This window comes from Arthrobacter sp. 49Tsu3.1M3, from assembly GCF_900168135.1.
GTDB lineage: Bacteria > Actinomycetota > Actinomycetes > Actinomycetales > Micrococcaceae > Arthrobacter.
Genome location: NZ_FUZD01000019.1, coordinates 1 through 15,528, shown reverse-complemented (window position 1 = coordinate 15,528; position 15,528 = coordinate 1). Strand labels below are relative to the sequence as shown.

19 protein-coding genes are annotated in these 15,528 nt (G+C 67.2%); 7 read left to right on the top strand and 12 right to left on the bottom strand.

All coding sequences use genetic code 11. The annotated features are described in order from the left end of the window. Positions 1-98: 98 nt before the first annotated feature. Entirely contained in the window at positions 99-641 is a 543-nt protein-coding gene (locus B5X90_RS16725; RefSeq protein WP_079555033.1) for a CGNR zinc finger domain-containing protein, read from the top strand. Positions 642-766: 125 nt separating this feature from the next. Here the strand turns inward: B5X90_RS16725 and B5X90_RS16720 are convergent, their stop codons facing one another. The 3 genes from B5X90_RS16720 to B5X90_RS16710 all read right to left on the bottom strand — a co-directional run bounded on the left by B5X90_RS16720 (position 767) and on the right by B5X90_RS16710 (position 3,276). Beyond that, positions 767-1,129, bottom strand: a complete 363-nt coding sequence (locus tag B5X90_RS16720) for a hypothetical protein (RefSeq protein ID WP_079555031.1) — start codon at positions 1,127-1,129, stop codon at positions 767-769. A gap of 83 nt (positions 1,130-1,212) precedes the next feature. Next, positions 1,213-1,806 (bottom strand): hypothetical protein, encoded by a 594-nt coding sequence (locus tag B5X90_RS16715; RefSeq protein ID WP_079555029.1) that lies wholly within the window; start codon positions 1,804-1,806, stop codon positions 1,213-1,215. Between the two features lie 114 nt (positions 1,807-1,920). Continuing rightward, positions 1,921-3,276 carry an MATE family efflux transporter gene (locus B5X90_RS16710; protein ID WP_256860296.1) on the bottom strand — a complete coding sequence of 452 codons (1,356 nt, stop codon included), beginning with the start codon at positions 3,274-3,276 and terminating at the stop codon, positions 1,921-1,923. Between the two features lie 150 nt (positions 3,277-3,426). Here B5X90_RS16710 and B5X90_RS16705 point away from each other — a divergent pair, with 150 nt between their 5' ends. Together B5X90_RS16705 and B5X90_RS16700 are read left to right on the top strand one after the other, a co-directional pair. After that, entirely contained in the window at positions 3,427-3,861 is a 435-nt protein-coding gene (locus tag B5X90_RS16705; RefSeq protein WP_079555027.1) for a DoxX family protein, read from the top strand. Positions 3,862-4,031: 170 nt separating this feature from the next. After that, positions 4,032-5,006 carry an acyl-CoA thioesterase gene (locus tag B5X90_RS16700; RefSeq protein ID WP_079555025.1) on the top strand — a complete coding sequence of 325 codons (975 nt, stop codon included), beginning with the start codon at positions 4,032-4,034 and terminating at the stop codon, positions 5,004-5,006. A gap of 12 nt (positions 5,007-5,018) precedes the next feature. Here the strand turns inward: B5X90_RS16700 and dnaB are convergent, their stop codons facing one another. After that, positions 5,019-6,404 (bottom strand): replicative DNA helicase, encoded by a 1,386-nt coding sequence (gene dnaB / locus B5X90_RS16695; protein WP_018775337.1) that lies wholly within the window; start codon positions 6,402-6,404, stop codon positions 5,019-5,021. 796 nt (positions 6,405-7,200) lie between these two features. Between dnaB and B5X90_RS16690 the strand changes: the two genes are divergently transcribed. Further along, positions 7,201-7,647 carry a hypothetical protein gene (locus B5X90_RS16690; RefSeq protein ID WP_079555023.1) on the top strand — a complete coding sequence of 149 codons (447 nt, stop codon included), beginning with the start codon at positions 7,201-7,203 and terminating at the stop codon, positions 7,645-7,647. A 3-nt stretch (positions 7,648-7,650) separates the two neighbouring features. After that, entirely contained in the window at positions 7,651-8,223 is a 573-nt protein-coding gene (locus tag B5X90_RS16685; RefSeq protein WP_079555021.1) for a hypothetical protein, read from the top strand. A 57-nt stretch (positions 8,224-8,280) separates the two neighbouring features. Here B5X90_RS16685 and B5X90_RS16680 read toward each other — a convergent pair whose 3' ends face one another. Together B5X90_RS16680 and B5X90_RS16675 are read right to left on the bottom strand one after the other, a co-directional pair. Next, entirely contained in the window at positions 8,281-8,700 is a 420-nt protein-coding gene (locus B5X90_RS16680) for a TFIIB-type zinc ribbon-containing protein (RefSeq protein WP_079555019.1), read from the bottom strand. A 75-nt stretch (positions 8,701-8,775) separates the two neighbouring features. Then, the gene (locus B5X90_RS16675) at positions 8,776-9,402 is read right to left on the bottom strand and encodes an FMN reductase (protein WP_079555017.1); all 627 of its coding nucleotides are present in this window, start codon (positions 9,400-9,402) and stop codon (positions 8,776-8,778) included. A gap of 140 nt (positions 9,403-9,542) precedes the next feature. Here B5X90_RS16675 and B5X90_RS16670 point away from each other — a divergent pair, with 140 nt between their 5' ends. Then, positions 9,543-9,977, top strand: a complete 435-nt coding sequence (locus tag B5X90_RS16670; RefSeq protein ID WP_079555015.1) for a DUF1801 domain-containing protein — start codon at positions 9,543-9,545, stop codon at positions 9,975-9,977. Positions 9,978-10,084: 107 nt separating this feature from the next. On the opposite strand, the gene rplI is transcribed toward B5X90_RS16670, so the two are convergent. From rplI to rpsF, 4 genes are all read right to left on the bottom strand, one after another. Continuing rightward, positions 10,085-10,537, bottom strand: coding sequence for a 50S ribosomal protein L9 (rplI, locus tag B5X90_RS16665; RefSeq protein ID WP_018775331.1), 453 nt, complete (start codon positions 10,535-10,537; stop codon positions 10,085-10,087). A 17-nt stretch (positions 10,538-10,554) separates the two neighbouring features. Beyond that, a complete protein-coding gene (rpsR, locus tag B5X90_RS16660; RefSeq protein ID WP_003800144.1) occupies positions 10,555-10,794 on the bottom strand; it encodes a 30S ribosomal protein S18 in 240 nt (79 codons plus the stop codon). A 125-nt stretch (positions 10,795-10,919) separates the two neighbouring features. After that, a complete protein-coding gene (locus B5X90_RS16655; RefSeq protein WP_079555013.1) occupies positions 10,920-11,495 on the bottom strand; it encodes a single-stranded DNA-binding protein in 576 nt (191 codons plus the stop codon). 55 nt (positions 11,496-11,550) lie between these two features. After that, the gene (gene rpsF / locus B5X90_RS16650) at positions 11,551-11,856 is read right to left on the bottom strand and encodes a 30S ribosomal protein S6 (protein WP_026266755.1); all 306 of its coding nucleotides are present in this window, start codon (positions 11,854-11,856) and stop codon (positions 11,551-11,553) included. 270 nt (positions 11,857-12,126) lie between these two features. Here rpsF and B5X90_RS16645 point away from each other — a divergent pair, with 270 nt between their 5' ends. Next, the gene (locus B5X90_RS16645; protein WP_079555010.1) at positions 12,127-12,810 is read left to right on the top strand and encodes a DUF1345 domain-containing protein; all 684 of its coding nucleotides are present in this window, start codon (positions 12,127-12,129) and stop codon (positions 12,808-12,810) included. Between the two features lie 13 nt (positions 12,811-12,823). Here the strand turns inward: B5X90_RS16645 and B5X90_RS16640 are convergent, their stop codons facing one another. Next, positions 12,824-14,137 (bottom strand): M18 family aminopeptidase, encoded by a 1,314-nt coding sequence (locus B5X90_RS16640; protein WP_079555008.1) that lies wholly within the window; start codon positions 14,135-14,137, stop codon positions 12,824-12,826. A gap of 62 nt (positions 14,138-14,199) precedes the next feature. Next, positions 14,200-15,099: an intradiol ring-cleavage dioxygenase gene (locus B5X90_RS16635; protein ID WP_143264794.1), complete on the bottom strand. Its 900-nt coding sequence runs from the start codon at positions 15,097-15,099 to the stop codon at positions 14,200-14,202. Positions 15,100-15,528 lie beyond the last annotated feature (429 nt).

Genomic DNA, 15,528 nt, shown 5'->3' with positions numbered 1-15,528 from the left:
GCGGCGGGGCGCTGGGGGGCAGACACGGGCATTCTCCTGTCAGGAGTAAAGTAGGGTTATGCTCATGACATTACGCCCCGGCAAGGTAAGGAGTCAAGATGGTTTTTGCCCCTGACACGGAAGTTGCCCTGCGTTCTGTGGTCAACCTCATCAACACCGCGGCCAACGGTGAGGAACATTTGGCCACGGTCAAGGATCTGGACGCCTTCCTGGAGGCCGAGGGCTTCACCGGCTCCCGCACCCGGGACGGGGCCGAGCTGGCAAGCGTACGGCGGCTCCGGGGCGAGCTCGCCGAACTCTGGCAAGCCGAGGAGTCGGCAGCCGCGGAGACCGTGAACCGGCTGCTCCGGGAGGCCCGGGCGCTGCCCCAGCTGGTCAAGCACGAACCCTGGGACTGGCACCTGCACGCCACCACCCCGGAAGCGCCGCTGGCCGACCGGATGAGTACTGAGGCGGCCATGGCGATCGTGGACGTGATCCGCAGCAAGGAAATGGACCGCCTGCTGGTGTGCGCCGCGGACGACTGCGACGCCGTCGTACTGGATCTGAGCCGCAACCGTTCGAAGCGCTACTGCGACACGGGAAACTGCGCCAACCGCGCGCACGTGGCCGCGTACCGGGCCCGGAAAGCCGCGTCCTGACTCCAGGGGCGCCGGCAGAGGGGCGCCGGCAGAGGGGCGCCGGCAGAGGGGCGCCGGCAGTCGGGCCGTGCTCCCAGGCCGCCCTGTCAGGTCGCACCGTGAGGCCTCGCTGCTAGGCCTCGTTGCTAGGCCTGCGGGCCGCTGTCACGGGAATCGCCCGGGCCGGCCTCGGGCCGGGGCTGCGCTGACGGGCCGCCGTGGCCGGAGGGCGTGCGCTTGGAACTGAGATTGACGCCGGAACCCTTCCCCAGGTCAGCGGGATTCTCCTTGTGGCTCATGGCCAGCATGGCGGCCACCACCAGGATCACAATAAAGGCGATGCCGGCGCCGGTGAGCGCCAGATCGAACCGGGGTGAGCGGGCGCTGCCGCCCGAGGCGAAGATCAGGACGCCGAAGAACACCACCACGGCCCAGAACGCGGAGAACATGAGCGGCCCCTTGACCGAGGTCCGCAGGCTGCGGGGCGCTCCGGGTTTCTGCTGTGCCAAGGTGTTTTCCTCCTGCAGCCCGCGCTCACAGCGTGGCTGTCTTGTTACCGCAATTGTTCTACGCCGGGTAGAACCTGTCGGTACTAGTTTACGGCCTCCGCGGAATCGCCCGGAGCATCATGGCGCAGGGTCAGTCCGGACAGCATCCACAGGACGCCGCTGATGATGGCCCCGCCGCCGGCGACGCCGAGGAGGGCGTGCGGGCCGAGGCCGATGAAGAACGGCAGCGCGATCGCAGTGCCCAGTCCGATCACGCCGGAGGCGATCCAGTCACGGGCCAGCACGGACCGGCCCCGGCCACGAATGCCCGCGAACAGCTCCGCGGCGCCGGCCACGCCCAGGCCCAGGGCTGCGATGATTCCGAAGACGAGCGGGGCGGGGATCAGGGCCACGGCCGCGCCGGCTCCGGCCAGGGCTGCCCCGCCGGCGGAGAGGACCCTGCCAGCGCCTTCCCGCGGGGGGAATCCGGTCTTGGGCACGGTCCAGATCATCACAACGCCGGTGGCCAGCAGGTAGAGGCCGCCGGCCCAGCCCATGCCCGATTCCGGCGGCGCGGCCCAGAACACGGTGACCGCGCCAAACACGAGCGCGACGGCGGCCCTGACAAGCACGGGCTTGAAGAGGTCGGCCGCGGCGCGGATGGCAGGGGTCGCGTCAGGCGCTGCGGGAAGAGTCACCCGTCCAGTTTAGTGCGAAGCCGCCGCTTCGCACGTCCGCCGGCGGTATGGGCCCAGTGCGGGCCCGGCGGCGGTTCGCGCCAGGCGCGCGCCTGGCACGGACCCAGCCCGCACTCACCGCGCGCCGAGCACCATCCACCGGTCCGTGCGGGCCCGGAGGCCCAGCGTCAGCGCCCGCGCCGCCATGTAGCCGAGTGAGAACGCGGCCCACAGCCAGAGCAATCCGGCGCCGGCACCGGCGCCGGAATACAGCACGGCCAGCAGCAGCGGCAGGTAGGCAGCGAGGTTGACGACGCCGGCGATCGCCAGGTAGCGGGCGTCGCCCGCGCCGATGAGGACGCCGTCGAGGACGAAGACGTACCCGGCCAGCGGCTGCCCGGCGGCGAGCACCCACAGGGCGAGGGTAAGTGCCGCCCGGACTTCGGCGTCGGGCGTGAAGAGGGCGCCCGCCCACGGTGCCGCGGCTGCCAGAAGGATTCCGGTCAGGACGCCGAAGCCGACCCCCCACCGGGTCATGGTGCGCGTCAGCGCGCGTGCCGCCACCGGCCGGGCCGCGCCGAGTTCCTTCCCGATCAAGGCCTGGGCCGCGATCGCGAGGGCGTCGAGGGCGAAAGCGAAGAATGTGAAGATGGTCATGGCCAGCTGATGTGCAGCGAGATTGACCGGCCCCTGGGCGGTGACCACCACCACCGTGGCGAGAATCGCGATCCGCAGGCTGAGCGTGCGCAGCATCAGCCAGGAACCCACCCCGGTCAGGGCCCGGATGCCACGCCAGTCCGGCCGCAGAGACACCCCGTTGTTACGGGCGTTGCGCCGGACGATCAACACATAGACGGCCGCCATGGCCCACTGCGCGATGCTCGTGCCCACGGCCGAGCCGGTCACGGACCAGCCCAACCCGTAGACGAGGACCAGGTTCAGCGCGATGTTCAGCGTGAAACCCGCGGCGGCGACGATCAGCGGGGTCCGGGTGTCCTGGAGTCCGCGCAGCACCCCGGTGCCCGCGAAGATGAGCAGCATCGCCACGAGGCCGGGCATGGACCCCCGCAGGTAGTCCACGGCAAACGCATGCACCTCGCCGTCGGCGCCCATCAGGTCCAGGAGCGGCCCCGCGGCCAGGAACCCGGCGGCCGCCAGGACGAGTCCGAGCAGCAGCGCCAGCCAGATGCCGTCGCGCCCGGCGGCGAGGGCTTTGGCCAGCTGGCCGTTGCCGATGGCCCGCGCCACTGCCGGGGTGGTGGAGTACGCGAGGAACACCATCAGTCCGACTGCCGTGTGCAGGACCGCCGATGCCAGCCCGACGCCGGCCAGTTCGGCTACGCCAAGATGGCCCACAACGGCCGAATCCGCGAGCAGGAACAGCGGCTCGGCGATCAGGGCGCCGAAGGCCGGCACTGCCAGGCGCAGGATTTCCCGGCGCTGCCCGGTAGTCGGCGGCGGGGCGGTGGACAGCGGCGGGGAAGGTTGCACGCGTTAACCCTAGCCGGGCCACTGAATCGACTCCGCACGTCTTTTAGTTGACATTTCAACTAAATATCCGGAACACTGGATCTTGAACGCAACTGAAGCCGCGGCAGCTGAGAGCCGCGACGCCCCCCTACTTACGAAACGGTACTTCCCATGAACCAGCCCGCCCTGACCACCTCCGCCCGAACCATCCTGCGCGTCATCGCCGGCTTCCTTTTCGCCGCCCACGGCTGGCAGAAGTTCAACGAATTCACGATCGCAGGCACCCAGGCCGCCTTCACCCAGATGGGTGTTCCGGCAGCCCAGGCGGCGGCTCCCGTCGTCGCCACCCTCGAGCTCGTCGGCGGTGTCGCGCTGATCCTGGGCGTGCTCACCCGCGTGTTCGCGGCCCTCCTCGCACTGGACATGCTCGGCGCCCTGTTCATGGTCCACGCCTCCGCCGGCGTCTTCGTCGCAACCGGCGGCTATGAACTCGTCCTGATCCTGGCGGCCGCCGCCGCAGCCGTGGCCCTCGTCGGTGCGGGCAAGCTCTCCGCCGACCGCGCCCTCTTCGGCCGCGCCGACTCCAAGCTCCGCGTTCTGGCCTAAGGCCTCCACGGCATAGCTCACGCCCTGGAGCGCACGACGGCGGGCGGTCACCTTTCTTGGTGGCCGCCCGCCGTCGTGTATCTCCGGGTTATGGCGTGGTTATGGCGTGCCGGACAGCCATTGTGTCGCCGGCCGGCGGCGCCTGCCGGGCCAATCAGTAGACTCACAATATGAGCGAGAACGCGCCCAATTCCGTGACCCTGCGCTTCCTGGCGGCCCCCACCGATGTCGGCCACAGCGGCTCAGTCGACGCCGGCACCGTGCTCGAGTGGGTGGACAAGGCGGCCTATGCCGCCGCCGTCGGCTGGGCAAAGTCCTACTGCGTGACGGCCTACGTGGGGAACATCCACTTCGCGGACCCGGTCAACAGCGGCGACATGGTGGAGGTCGAGGCCACGATCGTGTACACCGGGCGGTCCTCGATGCATATCCGCACCGTAGTGTCCTCGGGCGATCCGAAGGGCGGCCCCGCCACCATGCGCAGCCAGTGCATCGTGATCTTCGTGGCCGTGGGCGCGGACGGCAAGCCCACACCGGTGCCGCAGTTCGCCCCTGTGACACCGGACGAAATCGAACAGCGGGACCACGCGCTGGCCCGGATCAAGGTCCGCGAGGACATCGTGGAGGCCATGAGCGGACAGGAATATACCGACGCCGGCACGGCCGAGCGCGTGGTGCTGCGGTTCATGGCCGCGCCCACCGACGTGAACTGGGGCGGCAAGGTGCACGGCGGCATCGTCATGAAGTGGATCGACGAGGCTGCCTACGTCTGCGCCTCCCGCTACTGCGGCAAGGACACCGTGGCCGTATTCTCCGGCGGCGTGCGGTTCTACCGGCCGCTGCTGATCGGCCACGTCGTGGAGGTGGAGGCCCGGCTGGTCTATACGGGCACCAAGGGCATGCACATCGCCGTCCATGTCCGCTCCGGAGACCCCAAGGGGCGCGAGCTGAACCTGACCACCTATTGCCTGACAGTCATGGTCGCCCGCGACGAGACCGGCACCTCGGTCCCGATTCCGCAGTGGGTGCCGGTGTCAGCGGAAGATATCCGGCTCCACGCCCACGCCCGCGAACTGCTGGAAATCCGCGGCCGGGCCCCGGGGAACCGGCTGCCCAACCACCTGCTCGCGGCCGGCGACCGCTAGGGCCGGGCGGGGCTAGAAGCCGCCGCCACCGCCGGCGTCGGCGGCCATGTTGGCAAACCGCGAGTAGTGGCCCTGGAAGGCCACCACAATGTCTTTGGTGGGGCCGTTACGGTGCTTGGCGATCAGGATGTCCGCCTCGCCGGCGCGCGGGGACTCCTTGTCGTAGACGTCTTCGCGGTGCAGCAGGATCACCATGTCGGCATCCTGCTCGATGGAGCCGGATTCGCGCAGGTCCGAGACCATGGGACGCTTGTCCTGGCGCTGCTCGGAACCACGGTTCAGCTGCGACAGTGCGATCACCGGCACCTGGAGTTCCTTGGCCAGAAGCTTCAGGGCACGGGAGAACTCGGAGACTTCCTGCTGGCGGGATTCCACTTTCTTACCCGAGCTCATCAGCTGCAGGTAGTCCAGGATCACCAGCTTGAGGTCATGCTGCTGCTTCAGGCGCCGGCATTTGGCCCGGATTTCCATCAACGACATGTTGGGGCTGTCGTCGATGAACAGCGGCGCATCGTTCATCCGGCCCATGGTGGTGGCAATCTTGGACCACTGCTCGTCCTTGATGGTGCCCTTGCGGAGATCCTGGAGACCGATCGTGGCCTCGGCGGACAGCAGGCGCATGGCGATCTCGTTGCGGCCCATTTCGAGGGAAAACATGACGGTCGCGAGGTTGTTCTTGATGGCGGCCGAGCGGGCGAAGTCCAGCGCGAACGTGGACTTGCCGACGGCCGGGCGGGCGGCGATGACGATCATCTGGCCGGGATGCAGTCCGTGGGTGAGTTCATCGAGCTCGTAGAAGCCGGTGGGGACACCCACCATGCCCTCGCCGCGGTGGCCGGAGGCCTCGATCTCGTCCACGGTGGATTCCATGACGTCCTTGAGGACCACATAGTCCTCGGCGGTCCGGCGTTCGGCGACGGCGTAGACCTCGGCCTGGGCCTGGTTGACCAGGTCTTCGACCTCGCCGTCCTGTCCGTAGCCGAGCTGGACGATCTTGGTGCCGGCGTTGACCAGGCGGCGCAGCACGGCGCGTTCGCCCACGATTTCAGCGTAGTAACCGGCGTTGGCGGCCGTGGGGACGGTCTGGATGAGTTCGTGCAGGTAGGCGGGTCCGCCGATCCTGTTGATTTCGCCGCGCTTGGTCAGCTCGTCCGAGACGGTCACGGCGTCCGCGGGCTCGCCGCGGCCGTAGAGGTCGATGATGGCCTCGTAGATGGTTTCGTGCGCCGGACGGTAGAAGTCCTGGCCACGCAGGATCTCGACGACGTCGGCGATCGCGTCCTTGGACAGCATCATGCCGCCCAGGACTGACTGCTCCGCAGGGATGTCCTGCGGAGGCTTGCGGCTGCCCTCGGCTCCCCGCGTACCCTCGACTGAGTCCAGATGCGTAACTGACAAAACTGCCGTCCTTCATTGTGTGCCGTGGCGGATATCCGTTCGCCGCGGCGCGTAAGCACTGCGCCTTATGCCCAATGCCCTCGTACCCAGTGCCTTAAGGCCAAGCGCCGTATCCCGGCGGGTCACCGCCCGGCCGCTGCGGTGCTCAACGGCCGTGATGCTCAACGGCCGTGATACCGAACTGCTGTGATTCCCAACTGCTGTGATTCCGAACTGCTGGATGCTGGCGGGAAACCCGGCACATGCCGGCCGCTCTATTCTTACCAGTCAGCTCCGACAGTTCGTGCCGGCCCAGCGACCGCCGTTGTCCACAGTGATGGTGCGGCCGCAGGGCACCGGATCCCGGCGCCGGTGTCCTGGTGGGCACCATCCGGCGGCCGCAGGTTTTCCGCTTCCCACGCCCGATATCCTGCTACGTTATCCGCCGCCGGGGCAGGCACCAACCCGGCCGCTCCGCTGCCCTGTGGATAACCTGTGCACTAGTGCCTGATGCTTGTGCACAGTCTGTGGGTAGAGCTGTGGATAGAAAAAAAGTTAAGCCTGCAATCAGTACTTGACCTGCGGAAATGTTGCATTCATCTTGTGGACACAAAACAATTTCCGCCTAGCTTCATCCACAGCCTGCACCTTGGGGCTGGGGATAGGATGCGGCACAGGAGGCCACATTTGCCGCCCGATACGCACCTTTTGGGACAGGATTCATTCCCATCGAGCCGAATTGACGCCAGCCGCGGCGCACTGTACGCAAGGTGCGGAACATGCTGTGGATAACCGCAATCTGGCATAAGCTCTAATCATGGGCGATGTACTGATAGTCATGTTGCCTGCCCTCATCCTCGCGGCGGTGCTCTGGGCGGCGGTCACGGCGTTGAAGCCGCGGAACCACGGCATCTCAGAGGCCGAGCGCTACCAGCAGGAACTGGCGCTCAAGTCCCAGGCCCACTACGCGGCGCAGGTCCGGGCTGCCGAGGCATCCCGCGCCCGGATTGAAGCGACCACGCGCCCCAGCCAGAACTCCCAGCAGCAGTCGCAACAGGCCGACCACGCGCGCTCCGCCCTGTTGGGCCGGGACGGCTCCGGCCACCAGGAGGGGTTGTCCGCCATTGGACACCTGAACCCCCAACTCCTCTTGCAGCTCCAGTCGCTGGCCCACGACGGCCACAAGACGAAGGCCGTCCGGCTGCTGCGGCAATCGACCAGCTCGGACCTGAAGACCGCAAAGAATTACGTAGATCGGCTCTAGCACATGGACTCACTGCTCATTCCCGTACTGATCCTGGTGCTCGTGGCCGCCGCCGTGCTGCTGGCGGTGCGCGCGTGGAGCCGCCGCGGCGAAAGCACCAGGCCCGCACCAGCGCCGCAGCCGGACCCCGACTCTGCGGAGCTGGCCCGGACGGCGGCCGCCAGGCTCACCGAGGAGCAGCACCGGCAGCTCTACGCGCTGATCGCGCAGGGGCAGGCCATGGCCGCCATCAAGGTCTACCTCGAGGCCACGGGCGAGGGCCTCCGGGCGTCCCGCGACGCCGTCGCGGCGCTGGCAGCCCACCCCCAGCCGTTCCGCGCCCCTGAGCACGCGCCGGCGGCCGTTCCGGACGACGACGACGTGCCGCAGCGGTTCTCGTACCGCTACCGCGCGATCGCCAGCAAGGGCGATGTCACCCGCGAGGTGAGCAGCAACATGCTCAATGATGAGATCTACGGGAGGATCCGCACCCTGGCCAAGAGCGGCGACACCGAGGCCGCAGCGACCGCACTGACCCGCCACTCGGATATCTCCATGAAACAGGCCCGGGAATTCATCGCACTGCTCGGCGACTGAGCACCACGGGGCCCACGCCCCCTCCGGGCCACCCGCGGGGCCGGGGACCCGGCAGGGCTAGAAGTCGAACAAGTCCCCCAGCCAGCCTTCCTTCTTCTTCGGACGGCGGCGGTCATCGTAACGCGGCTGCTCATACCTCGGCTGGTCGGACCGGGGACGGTCGCGGCGGTCATCGTACCGGCGCTCGTCATAGCGGTCATCCGGACGCCGGTCGTTCCGGCGCGGGTCGACGTTGTACAGCGGCGGCGGAATGTGGCCGGCCGGCGCAGGTGAAACCGCCGCAGGCGGGAACGCTGCCGGCGGCAGTCGTGCGGCGGGGACGGCGGCTGCCGGGCCAAACGACTCCGCCGCACGGTCGATGATCTTGTCCAGCTCTCCCCGGTCCAGCCACACCCCGCGGCATTGGGGGCAGTAGTCGATCTCCACGCCGCTGCGCTCACTCATGATCAGGTCAATAGAATCCACGGGACACTTCATGTCCCGGACAACGAGTGGGCGGCCGAAAAGGTTCGGACGGCGCTGCGGGCCCGGAAGCCCAGCGCCGGGCAGACCTTACCGGTGGGCAGCGATCCCGGCCAGCAGCTGCTCAAACGGCAGGGACTCCAGCGCGGCCGGCTTCTGCCGCGGCCCTGAGTCCTGCAGCAGGGCGGCAAACTCCCCCGCCGCGCGGTCCACGCGCACCGACAGCGGCGAGCCGCCGTCGTCGTTGTTTCCCCAGTCCTGCGGCCCGGCGAAAACCGCGGTGGCGGCGATCCGGGTGCGCAGGTACGTGAAGAGCGGCCGCATCGCGAAGTCCAGCACCATCTGGTGCCGGTCCGTGCCGGCGGTGGCCCCGATCAGCACGGCCTTGCCTTCGAGGGCCTTGGGGTCGAGCACGTCGATGAAGGACTTGAAAAGCCCGCTGTAGGACGCGCTGAACACGGGGCTGACGGCGATCAGGCCGTCAGAGGCCTCGACGCGGGCGATCACGTCGGCGAGCCTCGGAGCCGCGTACCCGGTCACAAAGTTGTTGGCGATGTCCACGGCGAGGTCCCGCAACTCCAGGACCTCGATGTCTACGGCGTAGCCGGCCGCGGCAAGCTGCCGCTCGGCCGAGGCCGCCAGCTGGTCCGCGAGCAGACGGCTTGAGGAGGGGACGCCGAGTCCGGCGGAGATAACGGTGATACGGCGGGTTTCCACGGAGTGCTCCTAAATTGAATCCTGGTCAGCAACGCGACTACATGCGTTTGCATCTACCCTTAGAAGCGGCGGGCAAGGGGATTTATTCCCGGGCACCCCCTGCGCCTGACAGGAGTCCCGCGCCCTGCCAGACTGCCCTCATGGCTGAAAACAAAACGCAGGCAACCGGCGCGTCGGTGCAGGAGTTCCTGGCCGCCGTCGAGCATCCGGTCCGGCGCGCCGACGCGTTCCGCCTGCTGGCGCTGATGTCCGGAATAACGGGCGAACCGGCGCAAATGTGGGGTCCGACCATTGTGGGCTTCGGTAGCTACCACTACAAGTACGCGAGCGGCAGGGAGGGCGATGCCGCGGCGGTCGGCTTCTCCCCCAGGAAATCCAGCCTATCGCTCTACGGCCTGACCTATGGGCCGGAGGACGCCGAACTCCTCGGCCGGCTGGGCAGGCACAAGCTCGGCGCCGGCTGCCTGTACATCAACAGGCTCGACGACGTCGACGAGGCCGTGCTCGCGGAACTGGTCCGACTCGGCTACCGGCATGTCACCACGGCGCTGCACCACGGCCAAGCTTCGGGCTAGTGCCTCCAAAGAGGTGGAGTTAACAGCAGAAGGCCCCCGCCTTCGGTCCCTCAAAGAGGTCCGGAGGCGGGGGCCTTCCAGCAGTTCAGGACTGCAGCCGTTGAGGGCTACTTGCCTGCGACTACGTCGAGTTCGATCACAGCGGAAACGTCGTCGTGCAGACGGACGTTTGCCTGGTAGGAACCGGTCGACTTGATGTGTGCCGGCAGTTCAACCTTGCGCTTGTCGATGCGGCCCAGGCCTGCGGCCTCAACAGCGTCGGCCACGTCGCCCTGCTTGACGGTGCCGAACAGGCGTCCGGTTGCGCCAGCCTTGACGACCAGCTTGACCGGCTTGGCGGAGAGTGCAGCAGCCTGCTTCTGAGCGTCTTCCAGGGAAGCGTGCTCGCGGGCAACGCGGGCAGCCTTGATGGACTCAACCTGCTTCTCGCCACCCTTGGACCAGGTCAGGGCGAAGTTGCGGGGCAGCAGGTAGTTACGTGCGTAACCGTCCTTGACCTCGACAACATCGCCAGCAGCACCGAGACCGGTTACTTCGTGGGTCAGAATGAGCTTTGCCATTTTAGTTAATCCCTTCCTTAGCCGCGGCCAGCGCCGGAGTAAGGCAGCAGAGCAACTTCGCGGGCGTTCTTGATTGCCTGGGCGATCTTGCGCTGTTCCTGCACCGTGACGCCAGTGACGCGACGGGCGCGGATCTTTCCGCGGTCGGAGATGAACTTGCGCAGCAATGCTACGTCCTTGTAGTCGATGACAGTGATGTCAGCGGCCTTCAAGGGGTTGGACTTTGGTTTGGGCTTACGGAGTTCAGCCTTAGCCATCGTGGAGCTCCTATTCGATGGAGCCCGTGGATATTGATCCACGGGATGGTGGTGATCCGGCGCAGTCTGCACCAGGCCGCCTTGCGGGGGCCAGTCGGTTTTCGTTGCCGGACCTTAGATGTTGTTTAGAAGGGAGGTTCGGAATCCGGGCCGTTGCCCCAGCCGCCGCCCGCATTGCTGACCCCGGGCGTGGCCCACGGGTCTTCCTGCGCGGCGGGCTGGTTGCCGCCCCATGTCCCACCGGTGTTGCTGCCCTGGTTTGCACCCTGGCCGCCACCGAATCCACCGCCGCTGTTGCCGCCGCCGAAGCCACCCTGACCACCCTGACCGCCGGAGCGCTGGGTGCGGTTGACCTTGGCGTTGGCGTAGCGCAGGCTCGGGCCGATTTCATCGACCTCAAGCTCGATAACGGTGCGCTTCTCGCCTTCTTTTGTTTCGTAGGAACGGCTCTTCAAGCGGCCGGAGACGATAACGCGCATGCCCTTGGTCAGGGACTCGGCGACGTTTTCGGCTGCTTCGCGCCAGACCGAAGCGCGGAGGAACAGGGTTTCCCCGTCCTTCCACTCATTGGACTGCCGGTCGAAGGTGCGGGGAGTAGAAGCGATGGTGAAATTCGCTACGGCCGAACCGGACGGTGTGAACCTGAGTTCGGGGTCATTGGTGAGGTTACCGATAACCGTGATAGTGGTTTCGCCTGCCATCTACTGCCTCCTTGTGCGTTCCTGCGGGGTTGAAGATTGAAGGTTGGCCGCTGAATTACTCAGCAACAACTTTCTGCTCTTCGGGGCGGGTGATCTTGGTGCGCATGATGGTCTCGTTGAGACTCAGCTGGCGGTCAAGTTCCTTGGCGGTAGCCGGCTCAGCGGTGAAGTTCACCACGGCGTAGATACCTTCGGACTTCTTCTGGATTTCGTAAGCCAGGCGACGACGGCCCCAGATGTCAACCTTTTCGATGGTTCCACCATCGTTGGTGATGACGTTCAGGAACTTCTGAAGCGACGGCTCAACGGCACGCTCTTCGACCTCGGGGTCGATGATTACCATCAATTCGTAAGGACGCATATGTGAACCCACCTCCTTTGGGCTAAGCGGTTACGGCATTTCCGTAACAGGAGGTTCATTTGCGGTGTCATGCAATGCCCACCGCCGGAACGGAGGCAGGGCGCAGCACAGACTTCAATAGCTTAGTGCATGCGGGCCGGAATCCGCGATTCCGTGCCTTCACCGTACGGCCCCGCGACCTGGCCGGGAAGAGCGCCGGCGGCCATGTGGATAACCGCCACACGGCAAGCGCTCAGTCGGGGGGCGCATCGGCTGTGCCATGATCTGAAAATGCACACCAAGCCCTCGTCAGCCATGCCGCCACCGCTCCGCCGCAGCCGCCTCCGCTTCGCCGCCATGGTGCTGTTGGGGCTGCTCGCCGCCGGGGCGGCCGGAATGTCGGGACACTGGGTGCAGGCTCCCACGGTTGGCTGGTGCGCCGCGGCCTTGACCTACGTCGTCTGGGTCTGGCTGGTTATCGGCCGCCTCGACCCTGCGGACACCCGGCTGCACGCCACAACGGAAGACCCGGCCCGGAGCACGACGGACCTGCTGATCCTGGCCGCCAACGCCGCCAGCCTGGCGGCGGCGGGAGCGGTCATCGTGGATTCGCACAACAACACTGACACTCTCTCAAGGATTGCCGGCGGGCTGCTCGCGGTAGTCTCGGTGGCGCTGTCCTGGACCCTGGTCCAGACGCTGTTCACACTGCGGTACGCGGAGCTCTACTACGGCACGGGCACGAAGGCAGGCTCCCGGGTGGGCGGTATCGACTTCAACCAAAGCCGGCCGCCGCAGTACACCGACTTCGCCTACCTGGCCACAAGCCTTGGCATGACGTACCAGGTATCGGACACCGCCCTGCAGAACCATGGCATCCGGGCCGAGGCCCTCAAGCACAGCCTGCTCTCCTACCTCTTTGGGACCATCATTCTGGCAACGACCATCAACCTCGTGGTCGGCGTCGCCGCGTAGGGCGCTGCCGGCGTTAGGCCGCCGTCCGGAAGAACGTCTGGGTCACCACGGCCAGCCGGTGCGGGTCCTCGACACCGCAGAGTTCGCGTGCCGAGTGCATCGACAGCAGGGCGACCCCGACGTCGACCGTCCGGATTCCCAGCCGGGTGGCGGTCAGCGGGCCGATCGTCGACCCGCACGGCATTACATTGTTGGAGACGAATTCCTGGTACGGAATACCGGCGTCGGCGCACAGCCCGGCCCAGAGGGCGGCGCCGGCGGCGTCGGTGGCATAGCGCTGGTTGGCGTTGATCTTCAGCAGCGGACCGCCGTTGAGGACCGGCCGGTTGGCGGGGTCGTGCCGCTCGGGATAGTTCGGGTGCACGGCGTGGCCGGCGTCCGCGGAGACGCAGAACGACGCCGCGAAGGCCTGCCGCCGCTGGCTTGACGAGGCGCCGAGTCCGTCCGAGATCCGCACGAGCACATCTTCGAGAATGGGCCCGCACGCCCCGGACCGGGACGCCGAGCCGATTTCCTCGTGGTCGAAGGCGGCCAGCACGGCAATCGGTGCACCGTCAGGCACTGGCGTGGCGGCATGGGCCATCAGCGCCGTGAGCCCGGCGTGCGTCGCGGAGAGGTTGTCGAGCCGGCCGGAAGCGAAGAATTCGCCCTTAGCGCCGAACACCGCCGGGGCCTGGGTGTCTGCGATAACAACGTCATACCCGCCGATCTGCGCGGGATCCACCTCGGCATCTTCAACCCGGTCCGCGAGGAGTCCGAGCAGGTCTTCGCCGGCGGGATCGCCCAGGCCAAAGACCGGATTCATGTGCTGCTGCTTGTCCAGGGCGAGGCCCTCATTGACGGCCCGGTCCAGGTGGATGGCGAGCTGCGGGAAGCGCAGCAGAGGACCGGTGGCCGTGAGATGCTGCGTGCCGTCGCGCATGACGAGCCGGCCAGCGAGCTGGAGTTCGCGGTCCAGCCAGGAGTTCAGGAGGGGTCCGCCGTAGACCTCGACGCCGGCCTGCAGCCAGCCGAACTTGCCGGTGGTGGGCTTGGGCTTGAGTTTGAAGGAGGGCGAGTCCGTGTGCGCGCCGAGGATGTTGAAACCCGTGGTCGGTCCGGCGCCTGCCGGCACCACCCAGGCGATGAGGGCGCCGTCGCGGATCACGTAGAACTTGCCGGTGGCGGCCGCGGGCTCCGGCCAGGCCTGCAGTTCGTCCAGGCCTGTGAAGCCCGCCGCGTCCAGCCGCCGCGCGGCCTCGTGGACGGCGTGGAAGCTCGACGGCGACGCGCTGACGTACGCGCCGAGGTCCTGGATGTGCTCTGCGGCAGTGCTCGGTGTGGGCATGGCTCCGAGTCTAGCCCGGCACGCACGGGCCCCGGCGGCTGCGGTCCCGGGCGACGCTGCGCCTAGACGGTGACGTTGAGACCGGCGGCATAGCCCGCGGCCACCGAGCCGGTGATGGTGGCCAGCTGGTAGATGCCGCCGTCGTTGCCGAAGACGTTGTCGGACTTCAGCGTGGTGCGGGGGAAGTTCTGCGCGCTGGATTCGTACCCGGCCGACGCGTAGACCTCCTTGCACGCGGCCTCGGTCAGCGCGATCTGTGACACCGCCAGGACCTGGCCGGCCGCCGTCGCATTGTTCATGGACTCGAACACTTCGAAGTGGATGTGCGGCCAGCGGCCGTTGTAGGCACCGGGGTAGATGGTCTTGAACGTGACCTGGCCGTTCGCGTCGGCCTCCTGGACGCCGCGGAGGTAGTTCTCGTTCTGAAGCCCGGAATCGTACATGGAGTATTTGCCCTCGCGGTCACAGTGCCAGGCGTACACCGCGGCACCGGCCAGCGGGGTGCAGCCGTTGGCGTTGTCGAGAAGGGTTAGCGTGACGGTCAGCGGTACGCCCTCGGCCGTGCTGGTGGAGGTCCCAAAGCTGGAGGTGATGTCCTGACGGACCACGCCGGATGCCTCGAGGACGTTGGGGCCGTTGGAACCGTCACCGGGGTAGGGGCCGGCGGTTTCCTGCGGAATTTCGACTCCGCACTCGGCGATCGCCCGGGTCAGCGTCGGAGTGGCCGACGCCGACGCCGTCGCCGGGGCTGTTGCCGATGGGACTGTTGCCGACGAGGTCCCCGCGGCCGACGTCGGACTGCCGCTGGTGCCGCTTGTGCCGCCCGGGCTGCAGGCCGCGAGGGCTGCGGCCGTTCCCGCGCCGAGGATCATGCCCAGCGACCGGCGGCTGACGAGGGTGGAGAGATCGAATTCCAGGCCGCGGTCGTGGTTGGGGTGCGGCTCGTGCGGGGGCTGCGGCATTTTTGTCATGACCCCATCGAACCCGGCAGCGCTATGGGCTGGCCAGTCCCTTCCTGTGATGCGGCTGTGCTCCGGCACGCATGGACATGCCCTTCCCTCGCGCTGAACTGCTCCCCGGAAGTTGGACTGAGAAATTCAGTTCCGACTCCCGGGGAGCAGTTTTATGCATGTACGTAGTCCGTTATCCGAAGAGCAGCGCGAGGCCGCTGTAGCGTGGTTTGAGAAGGGCATCGCGGATAAAGCGGCGGCTCGGGTCCTGGGTGTGTCTCACTCGCCGGTGCAGCTTCTCTATCTGCGGTGGAGAATCCATGGTCGAGGAGCGCTGATGGCCAAGCCGACGAAACAGGTGTACTCGTTCGAATTCAAGCTCGCCTTGGTCGAACGGTTCATCGCGGGTGAGACTGCCCAGGATCTCGCGGCGGAGGCCGG